The sequence below is a fragment of the Nocardioides sp. Z43_10 genome (assembly GCF_059766615.1).
On sequence record NZ_JCBAJY010000003.1, the window covers coordinates 126,942 to 141,415 of the forward strand.

The window sequence follows — 14,474 nt, forward strand, 5'->3', positions numbered from 1 at the left end:
GTCAACTTGAGGGGTGCGGATGAGAGCTGACGCTGTGCAGCGAAGAGAAGCGATCATCACCCATGCGAGGCACCTGTTTGCCGAGCGGGGCGGCGATGTTGCGCTCGAGGCTGTAGCCGCCGCAAGCGGCGTCGGGATTGCCACCCTGTACCGCAACTTCCCCTCCCGCGGGGACCTTGTGCACGCGGTGGTCCAGGACCTTGTGGAACAGATCATCCAGGCCGTGGATCAGACCCGGAGCACACTGAACACTGATCCGGCTGCGGCATGGAAGGACCTGCTCTCCAGCCTGACGGCAATGGAACTCGGTGCACTGACGGACGGGCTCGCGCTGCAGGCTGGGGCCCAGGCTTTGGAAGCCACACCTCTGGCGCAGGTTCAACGGCCTGCCGTCGAGGCGCTGGATCAGGTGCTGGCCGCGCTCAAGATGCAGGGGGCGGTACGGCAGGACCTCACCGCACTGGAGGTCATCGTCGCGGTAGCGACGATCACTCGGCCGCAGATCCCCCCGATCCGTGAAGCAGCGCCCAAGGTGCAGGCCCAGCTGGCACAGGCATACCTGCTGTGGAGCCACGCTTCGTAAGGCTGCAGGCAAACAAAAAGTGCTTCCCGGATCGAAATCCGGGAAGCACTTCTTGGAGCAGGGCTAGACGTTGAAGCGGAACTCCACCACGTCGCCGTCGGCCATCACGTAGTCCTTGCCCTCCATGCGGACCTTGCCGGCCTCCTTGGCCTTCTGCATGGAGCCGGCGGCCACCAGGTCGTCGAAGGAGACGATCTCTGCCTTGATGAAGCCGCGCTGGAAGTCGGTGTGGATGACCCCGGCCGCCTCGGGAGCCGTGGCGCCCTTGGGGATCGTCCAGGCGCGGGTCTCCTTGGGGCCGGCGGTCAGGTAGGTCTGCAGCCCGAGCGTGTCGAACCCGACGCGGGCCAGCACGTCGAGGCCGGGCTCGGTCACGCCCATCTCGGCGAGCATCTCGCGGGCCTCGTCGTCGTCGCCGAGCTCGACCAGCTCCGCCTCGAACTTGGCGTCGAGGAAGATCGCCTCGGCCGGGGCGACCAGCGCGCGCATCCGGTCCTTGAGCTCCTCGTCGCCGAGCTCGTCGGCGTCGCAGTTGAAGACGTAGATGAAGGGCTTCGCGGTCAGCAGGGACAGCTCGCGGATCAGCTCGCGGTCGACCTTGGTGGCGATGATCGGCGTACCCGCCTCGAGGTGGCCCAGCGCCTCCTTGGCGGCCTCGAGGTTGGCGGTGAGCGACTTGTTGCCGCGCGCCTCCTTCTCCAGGCGCGGGATCGCCTTCTCCACCGTCTGCAGGTCGGCCAGGATCAGCTCGGTCTGGATGGTGGAGATGTCGTTGCCGGGGTTGACCTCGCCGTCGACGTGGGTGACGTCCTCGTCGCGGAAGACGCGGGTCACCTGGCAGATCGCGGAGGATTCACGGATGTGGGCGAGGAACTTGTTGCCCAGCCCCTCCCCCTGCGACGCCCCGGCCACGATCCCGGCGATGTCGACGAACTCGACCGTCGCGGGCAGGATCTTGGCGCTGCCGAAGATCTCCGCCAGGCGCGGCAGACGGTCGTCGGGGACACCGACCACACCGACGTTCGGCTCGATCGTCGCGAACGGGTAGTTCGCCGCGAGCACGTCGTTCTTGGTCAGGGCGTTGAAGAGGGTCGACTTGCCCGCGTTGGGGAGTCCGACGATACCGATGGTGAGAGCCACGGGGCGCGAGTCTACGGGCGGCGAGGAAGTTGGCCGCAATCAGCGGGCGACGGTACGGCGGGCGGGGTCGCTGCGGACCGGTTTTCGTGCACAGGGCCGATCCGGGCGGCGGTCGTCCACAGGGTCGATCAGGTCGTCTCGCGATGTCGGTGGCGACGCCTAGCGTGGGGTCATGAAGCAGTCCTCGGCCCCGTCCCCGCACCCGCTGCAGGCGTGCGTCGAGACCATCGCCGAGGCCTTGGACGACGCGAGCGCCAGCGACCCGCTCTACCTGTCCGCCGAGGTCAAGTCCGGCCTCCTCGTCGACCTGGCCCGCCTCGAGGCGCGTCTGGCCGGCCTGAAGCTGAGCGTGCTGGCCCACGCGGACGACGTCGCCGCCGATGCCGGCGCCCGCACCATCGCGTCCTGGCTGGCGCACACCACCCGCACCCACCGGGCCGGCGCCGCTCAGGAGGCCCGGCTCGCCACCACCCTGGAACGCACCTACCCCGCCACCGGGAGCGCGCTGCGCGCCGGCGAGGTGAACATCGCGCAGGCGCGGGTGATCGCCACCGCCTTGGACGCCCTGCCCGCGACGCGCCTGGGCGCCGAGGTGATGTCGCGCGCCGAGAGGACGCTCATCGGCTACGCCGCCGACTTCGGCCCCGACGACCTGACCCGCCTGGCCCGGCGCATCCTCGACGTCGTCGCCCCCGACGTCGCCGAGGAGATCGAGCGCCGGGCCCTCGAGCGCGAGGAGCAGCAGGCCTACGCCAAGACCCGGTTGAGCACCCGCACCCTCGGCCCCGGGCTGAAGCGGATCACCATCGACCTGCCCACCGCCAGCGCCGCGATCCTCAGCACGGCCCTGCACGCCCTCACCTCTCCCCGCCGCGACGGCGTGGAGACTCGCGACTCGGCCACCGGGGAGCGACTGCCCCACGACCAGCTCCTCGGCCACGCCTTCTGCGCCCTGCTCGAGCGCCTGCCCGTGGACCAGCTGCCCAGCCATGGCCGCTCACCGGTCACGGTCATCGTCACCGTCGGCCTCGACCAGCTCCGACGCGACACCGGCACGGCCACCCTCACCGGGGGCAGCGAGGGCGACGGCGTCGCACTGTCCTTGCACCAAGTGCGTCGCCTGGCGTGTCAGTCCCGGATCATCCCGGCGGTCCTCGGCGGGCGCGGCCAGGTCCTGGACCTCGGCCGCAGCAGCCGCTTCTTCAGCACCGCGCAGCGCCACGCGCACGCCCTGCGCCACCCCCGCTGCCAGGCCGAGGGCTGCACCATCCCCGCGACCTGGTGCGAGGCCCACCACCGGCGAGACCCCTGGGCCCGCGGCGGCACCACCGATCGGGCCGACCTGTCGCTGCTGTGCTCCCACCATCACCATCGGGCCCACGACAGCGGCTACGACCATCACTGGATGCCCGACGGGTCCGTGCGCTACGCCCGGCGCTGTTAACGCTGCGCCGTCAACCGCGGAAGCCTCAGATCACCCGCCGACCCTGGCGCAGCCGCCGGCGCAGGTCGCGCATCAGCCAGGTGGCGTGCAACTGACGCACGGGCCGCGGGATCCGCCGGTAGACCGGCACGAAGAGCCGCCAGAACCTGTCGTAGCGCCGTTGGTCGCGCCTCGACCACGGCAGCGCCAGGAGCTCGCGGGTGCGCGGGTCGAGGTTGCCGCGGGTCATCAGGCTCTGCAGCACGATCAGCGGGCGCAGCAGCCACGGGGACTCGCGCGTCGAGAGCAGCCTTCGGGCATAGGCCTGCACCGTCGGGTCGCCCTCCAGCCTGAGCAGCGACTCCTGCCAGTAGGCCTCGAACTCCGCGCGGGTCTGCGGCCACATCCGCTCCGGCACCTGGAGCGCGGTGCCGAACACCCACGCCTCCCGGTAGACCCGCTCCCGGGTGGCCTCGTCCATCGCCCCGAAGACCCGCTCGTAGATCACCTCGCCGTTGCGGGCCAGCGTGCCGGCCACCCACAGCTGCAGGTCGGGGTCGTGGGCGCGGTACCGGCCGGGCGAGCGCACGGTCGCGTGCATCCGGTTGACCAGCCGGGCGATCTCCCGGCGCTCAGGCTCGGTGCCCCGCGTCATCACGTAGACGTAGCTGAGCGTGGTCCGCAGCCGGTCGACCGGCCGCGCCAACGTCGTGCTGTGCTCGGCGACTCCGAGCCCCACGCCCTTCCTGGCGAGCTGGTACATCACCGTCGACCCGGCACCGAGCAGCAGCATCGCCTCGCCGACGAAGTCGGCCAGTCCGAACCGGGCCTCGGCCGGGTCGGGCGTGGCCGCGCGAGCACCCTCGACCACCGGCTCGATTCCCTCCACGGTCGACATCGTCCCTCCGGGCGCGGTTCGGCGTCGAGAGACAGAAAGCCACCCCCTAGGGTGCTGCGGTGACCACTCCCCCCGATGCCCGCGACCGGGGCCCCATCCTGCGCGACCCGGACCGCAGCGTCTCGCCGCGCGCGGTCTCCTACTGGCGACTGGGCGCCACGATCAACACCCTGCTGCTCTGGATCGCGCTGGGGGTCGGCTGCTGGCTGCTGCCCGAGCGGCCCTGGTGGGCGTACGCCGCGGCGGCGGCCGTGGTGCTCGCGACGATCGGCTACGTGCTGGTGATGCCCACTGTCCGCTTCCGGATCCACCGCTGGGAGGTCACGCCGGTCGCGGTGTTCACCCGCAGCGGCTGGATCAACCGCGAGCAGCGCATCGCACCGCTGTCGCGGGTGCAGACCGTGGACTCCACCCAGGGCGTGCTGATGCGACTGTTCCACCTGACCTCGATCACGGTGACCACCGCGTCGGCCGCCGGCCCGATCACCATCTTCGGCCTGGACGACGAGGTCGCCCGGGTGACCGTGGCCGAGCTGACCGAGATCACCGGCGCCACCGAGGGCGACGCCACGTGAGCCGCGACCCCGGCGACGGGTGGCTGCGGCTGGCTCCCCAGCTGATGCTGATCGGCCCGGTGCGGACGCTGCGCCAGATGGCGGTGCCGCTGATCGTCGCCGTCATCGGCATCAGCAGTCAGGACATCGTCTGGATGCTGGTGGCGCTGCCCGTGCTGGTGGGCGGCGCCCTGCTGCTGGGCCTCATCCCGTGGTTCACGACCTTCTACCGGGTCAGCGCCACCCAGCTCGAGGTGCGCCGCGGCCTGCTCAACAAGACCCGGTTGACCGCGCCGCTGGACCGGGTGCGCAGCGTGGACCTCGAGGCTCCGCTGCTGCACCGGCTCCTGGGGATGACCAAGGTCCAGGTCGGGACCGGGGTCGACGAGACCCGGATCGAGCTGGAGGCGCTGACCGTCCCCGACGCCGATCGACTGCGCACGCGCTTGCTGACCCGCGCCTCCGCGACCGCCGAGGTCCCGGTGCCGGTCCCCCAGGAGCCCGGCTGGCAGCCGCCCCAGGAGCCCGCCCAGGGGCCCACGCAGGAACCGGCCCAGGAGCTCGCCCGGATCGACTGGTCCTGGCTGCGCTTCGCCCCGCTCAGCCTGGGGCGGCTGGTGGTGCTGGCCGGTGTGCTGGGCGCCGGGTCTCAGCTGGCCGGCGAGGTGCCGGTGCTCGAGGCCGACCGGGTGCGCTCCGTCGGGGACTGGATCGCCTCCCAGGCCCTCGTGCTGATCGTGGTCGTCGGCGCGGTGCTGGCGCTGCTGGTCTGGCTGGCCGTCGCGATCGGCGGCTACGTCATCCAGTGGTGGAACCTGCGCCTGACCCGCGAGTCGGGCAACCTGCGCCTCACCGCGGGTCTGTTCACCACCCGCTCCACCAGCGTCGAGGAGGCCCGGGTGCGCGGCGTCGAGCTCAGCGAGCCGCTGCTGCTGCGGCTCGCCGGGGGCGCCGAGCTCACCACGCTGGCCACCGGCACCGGCGAGTCGGGGGCGACGAAGGTGCTCCCCCCCAGCCCGGTGGACGTCGACCGGCGGGTCGGGCACGACATCCTGGGGGTGGCCGGCGTCCTCGACGCGGCGCTGACTCCGCACGGGCCGGACGCGCGCCGGCGCCGCCACGTGCGCTGCCAGTGGCCCACGGTGTTCCTCACCGCCGGGGTCACCGCGGCCACCGTCGGCCTGGACGGGCCGCTGTGGGTGCCCCCGCTCGTGCTGGCCGTCCTGGCCGGGATCGGGGCTGCGGTGGCAGAGGTCGGCTACGCCCACCTGGGCCACGGGCTGCACCACGACCACCTGGTCTCCCGGGCGCCGTCGGTGGCCCGGGTGACCACCGCGCTGGAGACCGACGGCATCATCGGCTGGGTGGTGCGCCAGAGCTGGTTTCAGCGCCGCCGCGGACTGGCCACACTGGTCGCCACCACCGCCGCCGGCCCGGAGCGGGTGGTCGTCACCGACGTCCCCCTTCGGACGGGGATAGCCCTGGCAGACGCGGCGACTCCGGGGATGCTGACGCCGTACCTGTCCGCGCCTGCTTCCGGGAGCCGGCACGCGTCCTGAGCGTGAGCCACAGGCTGACCGCGGTGTAGTAGAGCGGGTAGCCGAACGACAGCGCCACCAGCAGCACCGACGGGTCGGGCAGCTGCGCGACGATCGCGCCGAACAGGGCCAGCCAGACCACGGCCAGCGTCATGTTCAGCGCCCACAGCTCCTCGGTGCGCGAGGGGTAGAGGTACTTGATCGGCACGAAGACCAGCACCGCGAAGACCAGCAGCACGGTCGCGGTGACGCCGGTGCCCCACCCGAAGACGACCACGTAGAAGGCGACGATGTTCCAGTAGCTCGGGAAGCCCAGGAAGAAGTGGTCGTCGGTCTTCGCGTCCGAGCGGCAGAACTGGTAGCACGAGGCGAGCAGCGGCAGCATCGCGACCACCCCGCCCCAGACGCCGTCGGGCAGGTAGCCGTTGGCCCACAGCAGCACCATCGGCGCGAACGCGTAGGTGATGTAGTCCACGATGTTGTCCAGCAGCGCCCCGTCGAAGCCCGGCATCACCGTCTTCACCCGCAGGTGACGCGCCAGGAACCCGTCGGTGCCGTCGATCACCATCGCCGCGAGGAACAGCCACAGCACGGCCTTGACGTCGCCCTCGTAGGAGAGGTGGACCATGAGCAGGGCCAGCGCGACGCCGACGGAGGTGTAGACGTGGACGAGTCCGGCGGCAACCCGCGCACCCGGCGTGGCCCTGGTGATCGTGTCCATGAGGCAGGATCGTAGGGCCCTCAGCGCTCACCGTAGATTCCTCACATGCGCATCGCCACCTGGAACGTGAACTCGCTTCGCTCCCGTATCGATCGCGTCGAGGCCTTCCTGCAGCGCCACGACGTCGACGTGCTGGCCCTGCAGGAGACCAAGGCACGCCCGGAGCAACTGCCGCTGATGGGGCTGGAGTCGCTCGGCTACGAGGTCGCCGCGTGTGGCACCAACCAGTGGAACGGGGTCGCGCTGATCAGCCGGGTGGGCCTCGACGACGTCCAGGTCGGCTTCGAGCAGATGCCCGGCTTCGGCGACCCGGCCGTCGCGGAGTCCCGCGCGATGGGCGCCGTCTGCGGCGGGGTGCGGATCTGGTCGCTCTACGTGCCCAACGGGCGCAAGGTCGGCGACCCGCACTACGTCTACAAGCTCGAGTGGCTGGCCCGGCTGCGCGAGGCGGCCGGCGGCTGGCTGGGCGAGGACACCGCCCTGGTCGGCGACTGGAACATCGCGCCGCGCGACGAGGACGTCTTCGACATGTTGCAGTTCGCGAAGTCCACGCACGTCACCCCGCCGGAGCGCGCCGCCTTCCAGGCCTTCCTCGACGACGGGTACGTCGACGTGGTGCGCCCGCACACCCCCGGACCGGACGTCTACACCTACTGGGACTACTACCGTCAGCGCTTCGAGCGCAACCGCGGGCTGCGCATCGACTTCGTCCTCGGGTCCCCCTCGCTGGCCGAGCGGGTCACCCACGCGTTCATCGACCGCGAGGAGCGCGCCGGCACCGGGGCCTCCGACCACGCGCCGGTGGTCGTGGATCTGCGCTGATTCCGGGCCCGGGGTGGCTAGGGTCCAGGTGACGTCCGCCACAGCCTGTTCGAACCGACAGGAGCACCCGTGAACCAGCCCGCCCCGCCCGGCCAGCCGGACCGGCCCCCGTTCGTCGCGCGCCCCGTGGTGCTGCGCCAGCTCCTCGAGCTCTACGACAAGCCGCGCTACCTCGAGGTCGGGGTGCAGCGGGGTCGCACGTTCGACCGGGTGACGGCCGCCCACAAGGTCGCGGTCGACCCGGACTTCCTCTTCGACCACGTCGCCGCCGAGCGGGCCAACCCGAACACGGCCTACCACCAGGTCACCAGCGACGAGTACTTCGGCTCGATCGTCGGCGCCGACGAGCTGTTCGACGTGATCTTCCTGGACGGGCTGCACACCTTCGAGCAGACCCTGCGCGACCTCACCAACGCGCTGGCCCACCTGCAGTCCGACGGCGTCATCGTGATCGACGACGTCCAGCCGCCGACGTACCTGGCCTCGATCTCCGACCGGGAGAACTTCCTGACCGTCAAGGAGTGGCTGGGCGTCCAGCGCAAGGCGTGGATGGGCGACGTCTACAAGCTGGTCTGGTTCATCGACACCTTCTACCAGGACCTGACCTACCGCACGATCGGCGACAACCACGGCCAGGCGGTGATCTGGCGCGAGCGACGCCCGGAGGTCACCGAGCGCACCGTCGCCGAGATCGCCGCGCTCAGCTTCGAGCAGTTCGTCCTCGAGCAGGACGTGCTGCGGCTGGCGGACTTCGCCGAGATCCTCGAGGAGTTCCGGGCCTGGCGCAGCCGCTGAAAGTCTGGCGCAACCGCTGAAACCTGCGGAACACGCGGCGGCACACAACTGAAACACGCGTTGCCTACGTTCGGGCCATGATCCTCCAGCCCGGCGTCGGGCCCGTGCGCGCCGCGACGTACCTGCCCGCCACCGTCGACCACCTGCTCTGGGGGCGGCTGCCCTGCGCGGCGGACTCCCCGGTGCTGAGCATCGAGCCCGGCACCGAGGTCACCGTGGACACGATCAGCCACGAGGGGATCCTCGAGGACCAGGGCCGCGACCCGTGCGCGTTCTTCGAGCCGTACGGCGTGCCGGGCGTGCTCGACGACGCGGTCGCGCTCGCGGCCTCCGACGTCGAGCACCGGCCAGGCCGCGACGGCCCGCACGTGGTCACCGGCCCGATCGAGGTGCGCGGGGCCCGGCCCGGCGACCTGCTCGCGATCACCGTCCTCGAGACGCTGCCGCGGGTGCCGTACGGCGTGATCTCCAACCGGCACGGACGCGGGGCGCTGCCCGGCGAGTACCCGCTGGAGGGGGCCGAGGTCTTCAGCGCCTTCGCCGGCGTGCGCGAGGGCCCCGACGGCCCGCACGGCGTGCTGCCGCTGGTCCCCGGGGGCGAGCCGCGGGTGGCCTTCCCGCTGGCCCCCTTCCTGGGGATCATGGGCGTGGCGGTCGACGGCGACCAGCGGCCCCACTCGGTCCCCCCGGGCGCGCACGGAGGCAACATCGACATCAACCTGCTCACCGTGGGCGCCACGCTCTACCTGCCGGTGCAGGTGGCGGGGGCGCTGGCCTACGTCGGGGACCCGCACTTCGCGCAGGGTGACGGCGAGGTGTCGCTGACCGCGATGGAGGCGTCGCTGCGGGCCACCCTGCGCTTCGACGTGCTGGCCCGCGAGGACGCGGTGCGCGAGTTCGGCGAGCTCGCCGGGCCGCTGGCGCGCACCGCGGAGCTGCTGGTGCCGACCGGGATGGACCCCGACCTCCACGTCGCCGTCCAGAATTGTGTGCGGGCCGCGATCGCGCTGCTGCAGGCGCGCTACGGGATGGACCCCCGGCTGGCCTACGCCTACCTCAGCGCGGCGACCGACTTCGACATCTCCCAGGTCGTCGACGTGGTGAAGGGCGTGCACGCCAAGATCCGCACCGCGGACTTCCGATGAGCCTCCCCTGCGCCCCCGAGGGCCTGGTCGCGGCGTTCTGGGAGTACGAGCGGGCGCTGATGAGCGACGACCTCGCCGCGCTCGACCGGCTGTTCGCCCCCGGGCCGGCCACCCTGCGCGGTGACGCCGCCGGCCTGCTGGTCGGCCACGAGACGATCAGCGCCTTCCGCGGTGCCCGCGGCGGGGCCCCGCCGCGGACGATCGTGGAGCTCCACGTGCGTCCCGTCGACGACGACCACGCCCTGGTCGTCGCCGTGACCGAGCCGCTGCGCGGCGGCCGCGGGCAGCAGACGCAGCTCTGGGCCCGGCTGCCCACCGGCTGGGCGATCACCGCCGCGCACGTCAGCGCGCCGTCCCCGGCCCTGGACACCCGGGTCTGGCGCGTCGTCGGCGACCCGCTGGTGCCGCCCACCGCGCCCGGCCCGCTGGACGGGGTCGACGTCGCGGTGAAGGACCTCTACGCCGTGGCCGGGCATCGGGTGGGTGCGGGGAACCCGGCCTGGCTCGCCGAGGCGGCGGTGGAGACCGAGCACGCGTGGGCGGTGGGCCGGCTCCTGGACGCGGGGGCGGCGGTGCGCGGGATCGCGCGCACCGACGAGTTCGCCTACAGCCTGGCCGGCACCAACGCGCACACCGGCGCCCCGCCGAACCCGCGGGCACCGCACCGGGTCCCGGGCGGATCCACGTCGGGCTCGGCCAGCGCCGTCTCGCTGGGCCACGCCCGGGTCGGGCTGGGCACCGACACCGGCGGCTCGATCCGGGTACCGGCGGCCTACCAGGGCCTCTTCGGCATCCGCACCAGCCACGGCGCCGTGCCGCAGGCCGGGGTGCTGCCGCTGGCCCCGTCCTTCGACGCCGTCGGCTGGCTGGCCCGCGACGCCGCCACCCTCGCCGCCGTCGGCGACGTGCTGCTGCCCCCAGGCAGTGACGCGCTGTCCGCCCCCGACCTGGTTGTCGTCGCCCAGCTGGTCGGGCTCGCCGCCCCGGACGTGGCCGAGGCGGTCGAGGCCGCCTGCGACGAGTGGCCCACCCGGCGCGAGGCCTGGCCGCTGGACGACCTGGCGGACTGGCTCGCCGCCTTCCAGACCCTGCAGGCCTGGGAGGCCTGGCAGGTCCACGGGTCCTGGCTGAGCCCGCGGCTGGACTCCCCTGGACTGATGGACTCCCCCGGGCTGCTGGGCGAGGACGTCGGCGGCCGCTTCCGGGCGGCCTCGCGCATCGACGCCGGGCAGGCCGCCCGGGCCGGCGCCCGGGTCGGCGAGGCCCGGGCGATCCTGCGCGACCTGCTCGGCGACCGGGTGCTGGTGCTGCCCTCGGCCTCCTCGGTCGCCCCCCGGCTCGGGGAGGGCCTGCAGGCGGTGCGCGAGGCGACCATGGCGCTGACCTGCCTGGCCGGGATCGGCGGCCTGCCCGCCGTCAGCCTCCCGATCGAGACCGCCGACGGCCTGCCCTGCGGCGTCTGCCTGGTCGCCGCACCGGGACGCGACCGCGAGCTGCTCCACCTCGCCGCCTCGCTCACCTCCTGATCCGAGCGTCGGGGGGGGCCCAGCACCGGACGTTTCAGGTTTAACGTCCAAGAAACGCATGTTCCGGTTGGCGTTACAACCGCCCCCTACGGTCGGGGCGCAGAGGGAGGTCCCCGTGGACATAGCAGAGTTCAACCGGCTCACACCGGACGCCGCCGCAGGCGTCGTACGCCCCTGCGCGGCGGTCGGCTCGTGGGTCGAGCAGGTCGTCGCGGGCAGGCCGCACGCCGGTCTGGGCGAGGTGCTGGCCACCGCGGACCTGGCCGCCCGCGGCTGGTCGCGCCGCGAGGTCGACGAGGCCCTGGCCGACCATCCCCGGATCGGCTCGGCGCACACGGGCGAGGGCGCCAGCGCGTCGATGAGCGCCCGCGACCAGCAGGGGGTCGACGGCTCCGACGCCGACCTGCGGGCCCGGCTGGCGGCCGGCAACCGCGCCTACGAGGAGCGCTTCGGGCGGATCTTTTTGATCCGCGCCCGCGGGCGCAGCGCCGAGGAGATCCTGGACAGCCTCGAGCAGCGGCTGCACCACGACCCCGAGACCGAGGACGCCGTAGTGGCCGAGCAGCTGCGCGAGATCGCGCTGCTGCGCCTCGGCGAGGTGCTCCAATGACCACCTGCAGCAGCCACGTCCTCGACGCCGCCCGCGGCCGCCCCGGCGCCGGCATCGGCGTACGGCTGCTCGGACCGGACGGGCGCGACGGTCCGGCCACCCTGGCCGAGGGCGTCACCGACGCCGACGGCCGGGTCCGCCTCGACACCGGTGCCGACGGACTCGCCCCCGGCAGCCACACCCTCGTCTTCGCGACCGGTCCCTGGTACGCCGCGGCCGGGCGCGACTCGCTCTTCCCCGAGGTCCGCGTCGCCTTCCACGTCGCCGCCGGCGAGGAGCACTACCACCTGGCGCTGCTGCTGAGCCCCTACTCCTACACCACCTACCGAGGGAGCTGAACCCGGTGAGCGACGCCACGATCGAGCAGGGACGCATCGTCCTGGGCCCCAACCAGTACGGCAAGGCCGAGTGCCGCCTGGTGCGGATCACCCGCGACGACAGCGAGGCCCAGGGCGGGGTGCACGAGATCGAGGACCTCAACGTCACCTCGCAGCTGCGCGGCGACTTCACCGCCGCGCACACCGTCGGCGACAACGCGCGGGTGGTGGCCACCGACACCCAGAAGAACACCCTCTACGCCTTCGCCCGCGAGCACGGGGTGGGCTCCCCCGAGCGGCTGTTGATGCGGCTCGCCGAGCACTTCGTCGGCTCCTTCGACTGGGTCACCGGGGGCCGCTGGGAGGCCGAGCAGTACGCCTGGGCGCGGATCGGCGTCGACGGCACCCCGCACGAGCACGCCTTCGTCCGCGAGGGCCGCGAGACCCGCACCGCCGTGGTCCAGCGCGACGGGGACCGCGTCGACGTGATCGCCGGGCTCAAGGACTGCACGGTGCTGAAGTCCACCGGCTCGGAGTTCCACGGCTTCCCGCGCGATCGCTACACCACGCTCGCCGAGACCGACGACCGGATCCTGGCCACCTCGCTGACCGTGTGGTGGCGCTACCGCGAGGACGCCGACCTCGAGGCGCTGGACTTCAACGCCAGCTACGCCGCGATCCGCGACCTGATGCTGGCCCGCTTCGCCGACCTGCACTCGCTGGCCCTGCAGCAGACGATCTTCGAGATGGGCAAGGCGGTGCTGGAGGCCTTCGCCGAGGTCGCCGAGGTGCGGCTGTCGTGCCCCAACAAGCACCACTTCCTGGTCGACCTGGAGCCGTTCGGGCTGGACAACCCGAACGCCGTCTTCCTCGCCGCCGACCGTCCCTACGGCCTGATCCAGGCGAGCGTCCAGCGCGAGGGGGCCGCCCAGGTCCCCGAGCTCTGGGCCGGCGTGCCCGGGTTCTGCTGAGGGTGCGGCGATGACCGGCACGGACGGCACGGACGGCACAGCGCCCCTGCAGGCGGTCCGCGGTCGCCGGGTCGTCGTCGGGGACGACACGGTGGCGGCCACGGTGCTCATCGAGGACGGCCGGATCGGCGCCGTCGCGCCGTACGACCACCCGCTGCCGGCCGGGACCCGGCTGCTGGCAGCGCCGGACACCGCCTACGTGGTGCCCGGGGCCGTGGACACCCACGTGCACCTCAACGAGCCCGGCCGGACCCGCTGGGAGGGGTTCGCCACCGGCACCCGGGCGGCGGCGCTGGGCGGGGTGACCACCGTCGTCGACATGCCGCTGAACAGCATCCCGGCGACCACCACCGCTGCGGCGCTGGCGACCAAGCGCGCCGCCGCCGGTGGCCAGCTCAGCGTGGACACCGGCTTCTGGGGCGGCGCCGTGCCGGGCAACGTCGCGGACCTGGAGCCGCTGTGGGAGGCCGGGGTGTTCGGCTTCAAGTGCTTCCTGTCCCCCTCCGGCGTCGAGGAGTTCCCGCCGCTGGACCCGGCCGGGTTCCGCGCCGCGCTGCACGAGGTCGCCCGCCTCGGCGCGCTGCTGGTCGTGCACGCGGAGGACCCCGGGGTGCTCGCCGCGGCGCCCGCCCGGGCCAGCCGGGCCTACGCCGACTTCCTCGCCTCCCGCCCCGACGAGGCCGAGACCGCCGCGATCGCGCAGGTGGTCCGCGGCGCCCGCGAGAGCGGCGCGCGGGTGCACGTGCTGCACCTGTCCAGCGCCCGCGCGCTGCCGCTGATCGCCGACGCCCGTGCCGAGGGGCTGGCGATCACCGTGGAGACCTGCCCGCACTACCTGACCTTCGCCGCCGAGGCGATCCCCGACGCCTCCGCGGTGCACAAGTGCTGCCCGCCGATCCGCGACGCCGGCAACCGTGAGGAGCTGTGGGCGGCACTGGCCGAGGGGGTGGTGGACGTGGTGGTCAGCGACCACTCCCCCGCCACCGCCGCCGAGAAGCTCCGCGGCGACGGCGACCTCCAGCTCGCCTGGGGCGGGATCGCCGGCCTCCAGGTCGGCTTCGCCGCGCTCGCCCACGAGGCGCTGCGCCGGGGGCTGTCGATGGCGCAGGTGAGCCGGTGGACCGCCCGCGGCACCGCCGACCTGGTCGGCCTGCCCGGCAAGGGCCGGATCGAGGTGGGCGCCGACGCCGACCTCGCCGTGTACGACGCCGCCGCCCCGCTGCTGGTGCGCGCCGAGCGTCTCGCCCACCGCAACCCGCTCTCGGCCTACGACGGGCACCGCCTGGACGGGCAGGTCACCCACACCCTGCTCGGCGGTCACCTCGTCGCCGGGACCGGTCGGCGGGGCCGGCTGCTGCGCCGCCCGGAACTGGTGAAACAGCCGACTCGCAACGGCAACACCGGCGAAACACCGGTTTCCTAGGCTCCCCG

Annotated in this window: 15 protein-coding genes; 12 read left to right on the plus strand and 3 right to left on the minus strand. The window is 73.0% G+C overall.

Going from position 1 to position 14,474, the window contains the following annotated elements; genetic code table 11:
* The first annotated feature begins 19 nt into the window (after positions 1-19).
* Positions 20-583 carry a TetR/AcrR family transcriptional regulator gene (locus AC6EI4_RS06775; protein WP_498450997.1) on the plus strand — a complete coding sequence of 188 codons (564 nt, stop codon included), beginning with the start codon at positions 20-22 and terminating at the stop codon, positions 581-583.
* 63 nt (positions 584-646) lie between these two features.
* On the opposite strand, the gene ychF is transcribed toward AC6EI4_RS06775, so the two are convergent.
* Positions 647-1,723: a redox-regulated ATPase YchF gene (gene ychF, locus AC6EI4_RS06780; RefSeq protein WP_498421453.1), complete on the minus strand. Its 1,077-nt coding sequence runs from the start codon at positions 1,721-1,723 to the stop codon at positions 647-649.
* Between the two features lie 172 nt (positions 1,724-1,895).
* Between ychF and AC6EI4_RS06785 the strand changes: the two genes are divergently transcribed.
* On the plus strand, positions 1,896-3,167 hold the full coding sequence (locus AC6EI4_RS06785) for an HNH endonuclease signature motif containing protein (protein ID WP_498450998.1): 1,272 nt from the start codon (positions 1,896-1,898) through the stop codon (positions 3,165-3,167).
* A gap of 25 nt (positions 3,168-3,192) precedes the next feature.
* Here the strand turns inward: AC6EI4_RS06785 and AC6EI4_RS06790 are convergent, their stop codons facing one another.
* Complete coding sequence (locus tag AC6EI4_RS06790; RefSeq protein ID WP_498450999.1) at positions 3,193-4,035, minus strand: oxygenase MpaB family protein; 843 nt, start codon at positions 4,033-4,035, stop codon at positions 3,193-3,195.
* A gap of 68 nt (positions 4,036-4,103) precedes the next feature.
* Here AC6EI4_RS06790 and AC6EI4_RS06795 point away from each other — a divergent pair, with 68 nt between their 5' ends.
* Positions 4,104-4,619, plus strand: coding sequence for a PH domain-containing protein (locus tag AC6EI4_RS06795; protein ID WP_498451000.1), 516 nt, complete (start codon positions 4,104-4,106; stop codon positions 4,617-4,619).
* Positions 4,616-6,157 carry a PH domain-containing protein gene (locus tag AC6EI4_RS06800; RefSeq protein ID WP_498451001.1) on the plus strand — a complete coding sequence of 514 codons (1,542 nt, stop codon included), beginning with the start codon at positions 4,616-4,618 and terminating at the stop codon, positions 6,155-6,157. The genes AC6EI4_RS06795 and AC6EI4_RS06800 overlap by 4 nt, the downstream gene beginning before the upstream one ends.
* Here AC6EI4_RS06800 and AC6EI4_RS06805 read toward each other — a convergent pair.
* Entirely contained in the window at positions 6,048-6,857 is an 810-nt protein-coding gene (locus tag AC6EI4_RS06805; RefSeq protein WP_498421441.1) for a CDP-alcohol phosphatidyltransferase family protein, read from the minus strand. The genes AC6EI4_RS06800 and AC6EI4_RS06805 overlap by 110 nt on opposite strands.
* 45 nt (positions 6,858-6,902) lie before the next feature.
* Here AC6EI4_RS06805 and AC6EI4_RS06810 point away from each other — a divergent pair, with 45 nt between their 5' ends.
* From AC6EI4_RS06810 to allB, 8 genes are all read left to right on the plus strand, one after another.
* The gene (locus AC6EI4_RS06810) at positions 6,903-7,679 is read left to right on the plus strand and encodes an exodeoxyribonuclease III (RefSeq protein ID WP_498421439.1); all 777 of its coding nucleotides are present in this window, start codon (positions 6,903-6,905) and stop codon (positions 7,677-7,679) included.
* Between the two features lie 69 nt (positions 7,680-7,748).
* Positions 7,749-8,474 carry a class I SAM-dependent methyltransferase gene (locus AC6EI4_RS06815; protein ID WP_498451002.1) on the plus strand — a complete coding sequence of 242 codons (726 nt, stop codon included), beginning with the start codon at positions 7,749-7,751 and terminating at the stop codon, positions 8,472-8,474.
* A 77-nt stretch (positions 8,475-8,551) separates the two neighbouring features.
* A complete protein-coding gene (locus AC6EI4_RS06820) occupies positions 8,552-9,619 on the plus strand; it encodes an acetamidase/formamidase family protein (RefSeq protein WP_498451003.1) in 1,068 nt (355 codons plus the stop codon).
* Positions 9,616-11,145, plus strand: a complete 1,530-nt coding sequence (locus AC6EI4_RS06825) for an AtzH-like domain-containing protein (protein WP_498451004.1) — start codon at positions 9,616-9,618, stop codon at positions 11,143-11,145. The genes AC6EI4_RS06820 and AC6EI4_RS06825 overlap by 4 nt, the downstream gene beginning before the upstream one ends.
* Before the next feature lie 115 nt (positions 11,146-11,260).
* On the plus strand, positions 11,261-11,755 hold the full coding sequence (uraD, locus tag AC6EI4_RS06830; RefSeq protein ID WP_498451005.1) for a 2-oxo-4-hydroxy-4-carboxy-5-ureidoimidazoline decarboxylase: 495 nt from the start codon (positions 11,261-11,263) through the stop codon (positions 11,753-11,755).
* Positions 11,752-12,093 (plus strand): hydroxyisourate hydrolase, encoded by a 342-nt coding sequence (gene uraH / locus AC6EI4_RS06835; protein WP_498451006.1) that lies wholly within the window; start codon positions 11,752-11,754, stop codon positions 12,091-12,093. The genes uraD and uraH overlap by 4 nt, the downstream gene beginning before the upstream one ends.
* Positions 12,094-12,098: 5 nt before the next feature.
* Positions 12,099-13,043 (plus strand): factor-independent urate hydroxylase, encoded by a 945-nt coding sequence (gene pucL, locus AC6EI4_RS06840; RefSeq protein ID WP_498451007.1) that lies wholly within the window; start codon positions 12,099-12,101, stop codon positions 13,041-13,043.
* 10 nt (positions 13,044-13,053) lie between these two features.
* Entirely contained in the window at positions 13,054-14,466 is a 1,413-nt protein-coding gene (allB, locus tag AC6EI4_RS06845) for an allantoinase AllB (RefSeq protein WP_498451008.1), read from the plus strand.
* Positions 14,467-14,474: the final 8 nt, after the last annotated feature.

Excerpts from the sequence above, each read along its gene's own strand:
- AC6EI4_RS06775 (WP_498450997.1), top strand. The coding sequence starts at position 20 with ATGAGAGCTGACGCTGTGCAGCGAAGAGAAGCGATCATCACCCATGCG.
- AC6EI4_RS06785 (WP_498450998.1), top strand. The coding sequence starts at position 1,896 with ATGAAGCAGTCCTCGGCCCCGTCCCCGCACCCGCTGCAGGCGTGCGTC.
- AC6EI4_RS06805 (WP_498421441.1), bottom strand. The coding sequence starts at position 6,857 with ATGGACACGATCACCAGGGCCACGCCGGGTGCGCGGGTTGCCGCCGGA.
- AC6EI4_RS06810 (WP_498421439.1), top strand. The coding sequence starts at position 6,903 with ATGCGCATCGCCACCTGGAACGTGAACTCGCTTCGCTCCCGTATCGAT.
- AC6EI4_RS06820 (WP_498451003.1), top strand. The coding sequence starts at position 8,552 with ATGATCCTCCAGCCCGGCGTCGGGCCCGTGCGCGCCGCGACGTACCTG.
- AC6EI4_RS06825 (WP_498451004.1), top strand. The coding sequence starts at position 9,616 with ATGAGCCTCCCCTGCGCCCCCGAGGGCCTGGTCGCGGCGTTCTGGGAG.
- uraH (WP_498451006.1), top strand. The coding sequence starts at position 11,752 with ATGACCACCTGCAGCAGCCACGTCCTCGACGCCGCCCGCGGCCGCCCC.
- allB (WP_498451008.1), top strand. The coding sequence starts at position 13,054 with ATGACCGGCACGGACGGCACGGACGGCACAGCGCCCCTGCAGGCGGTC.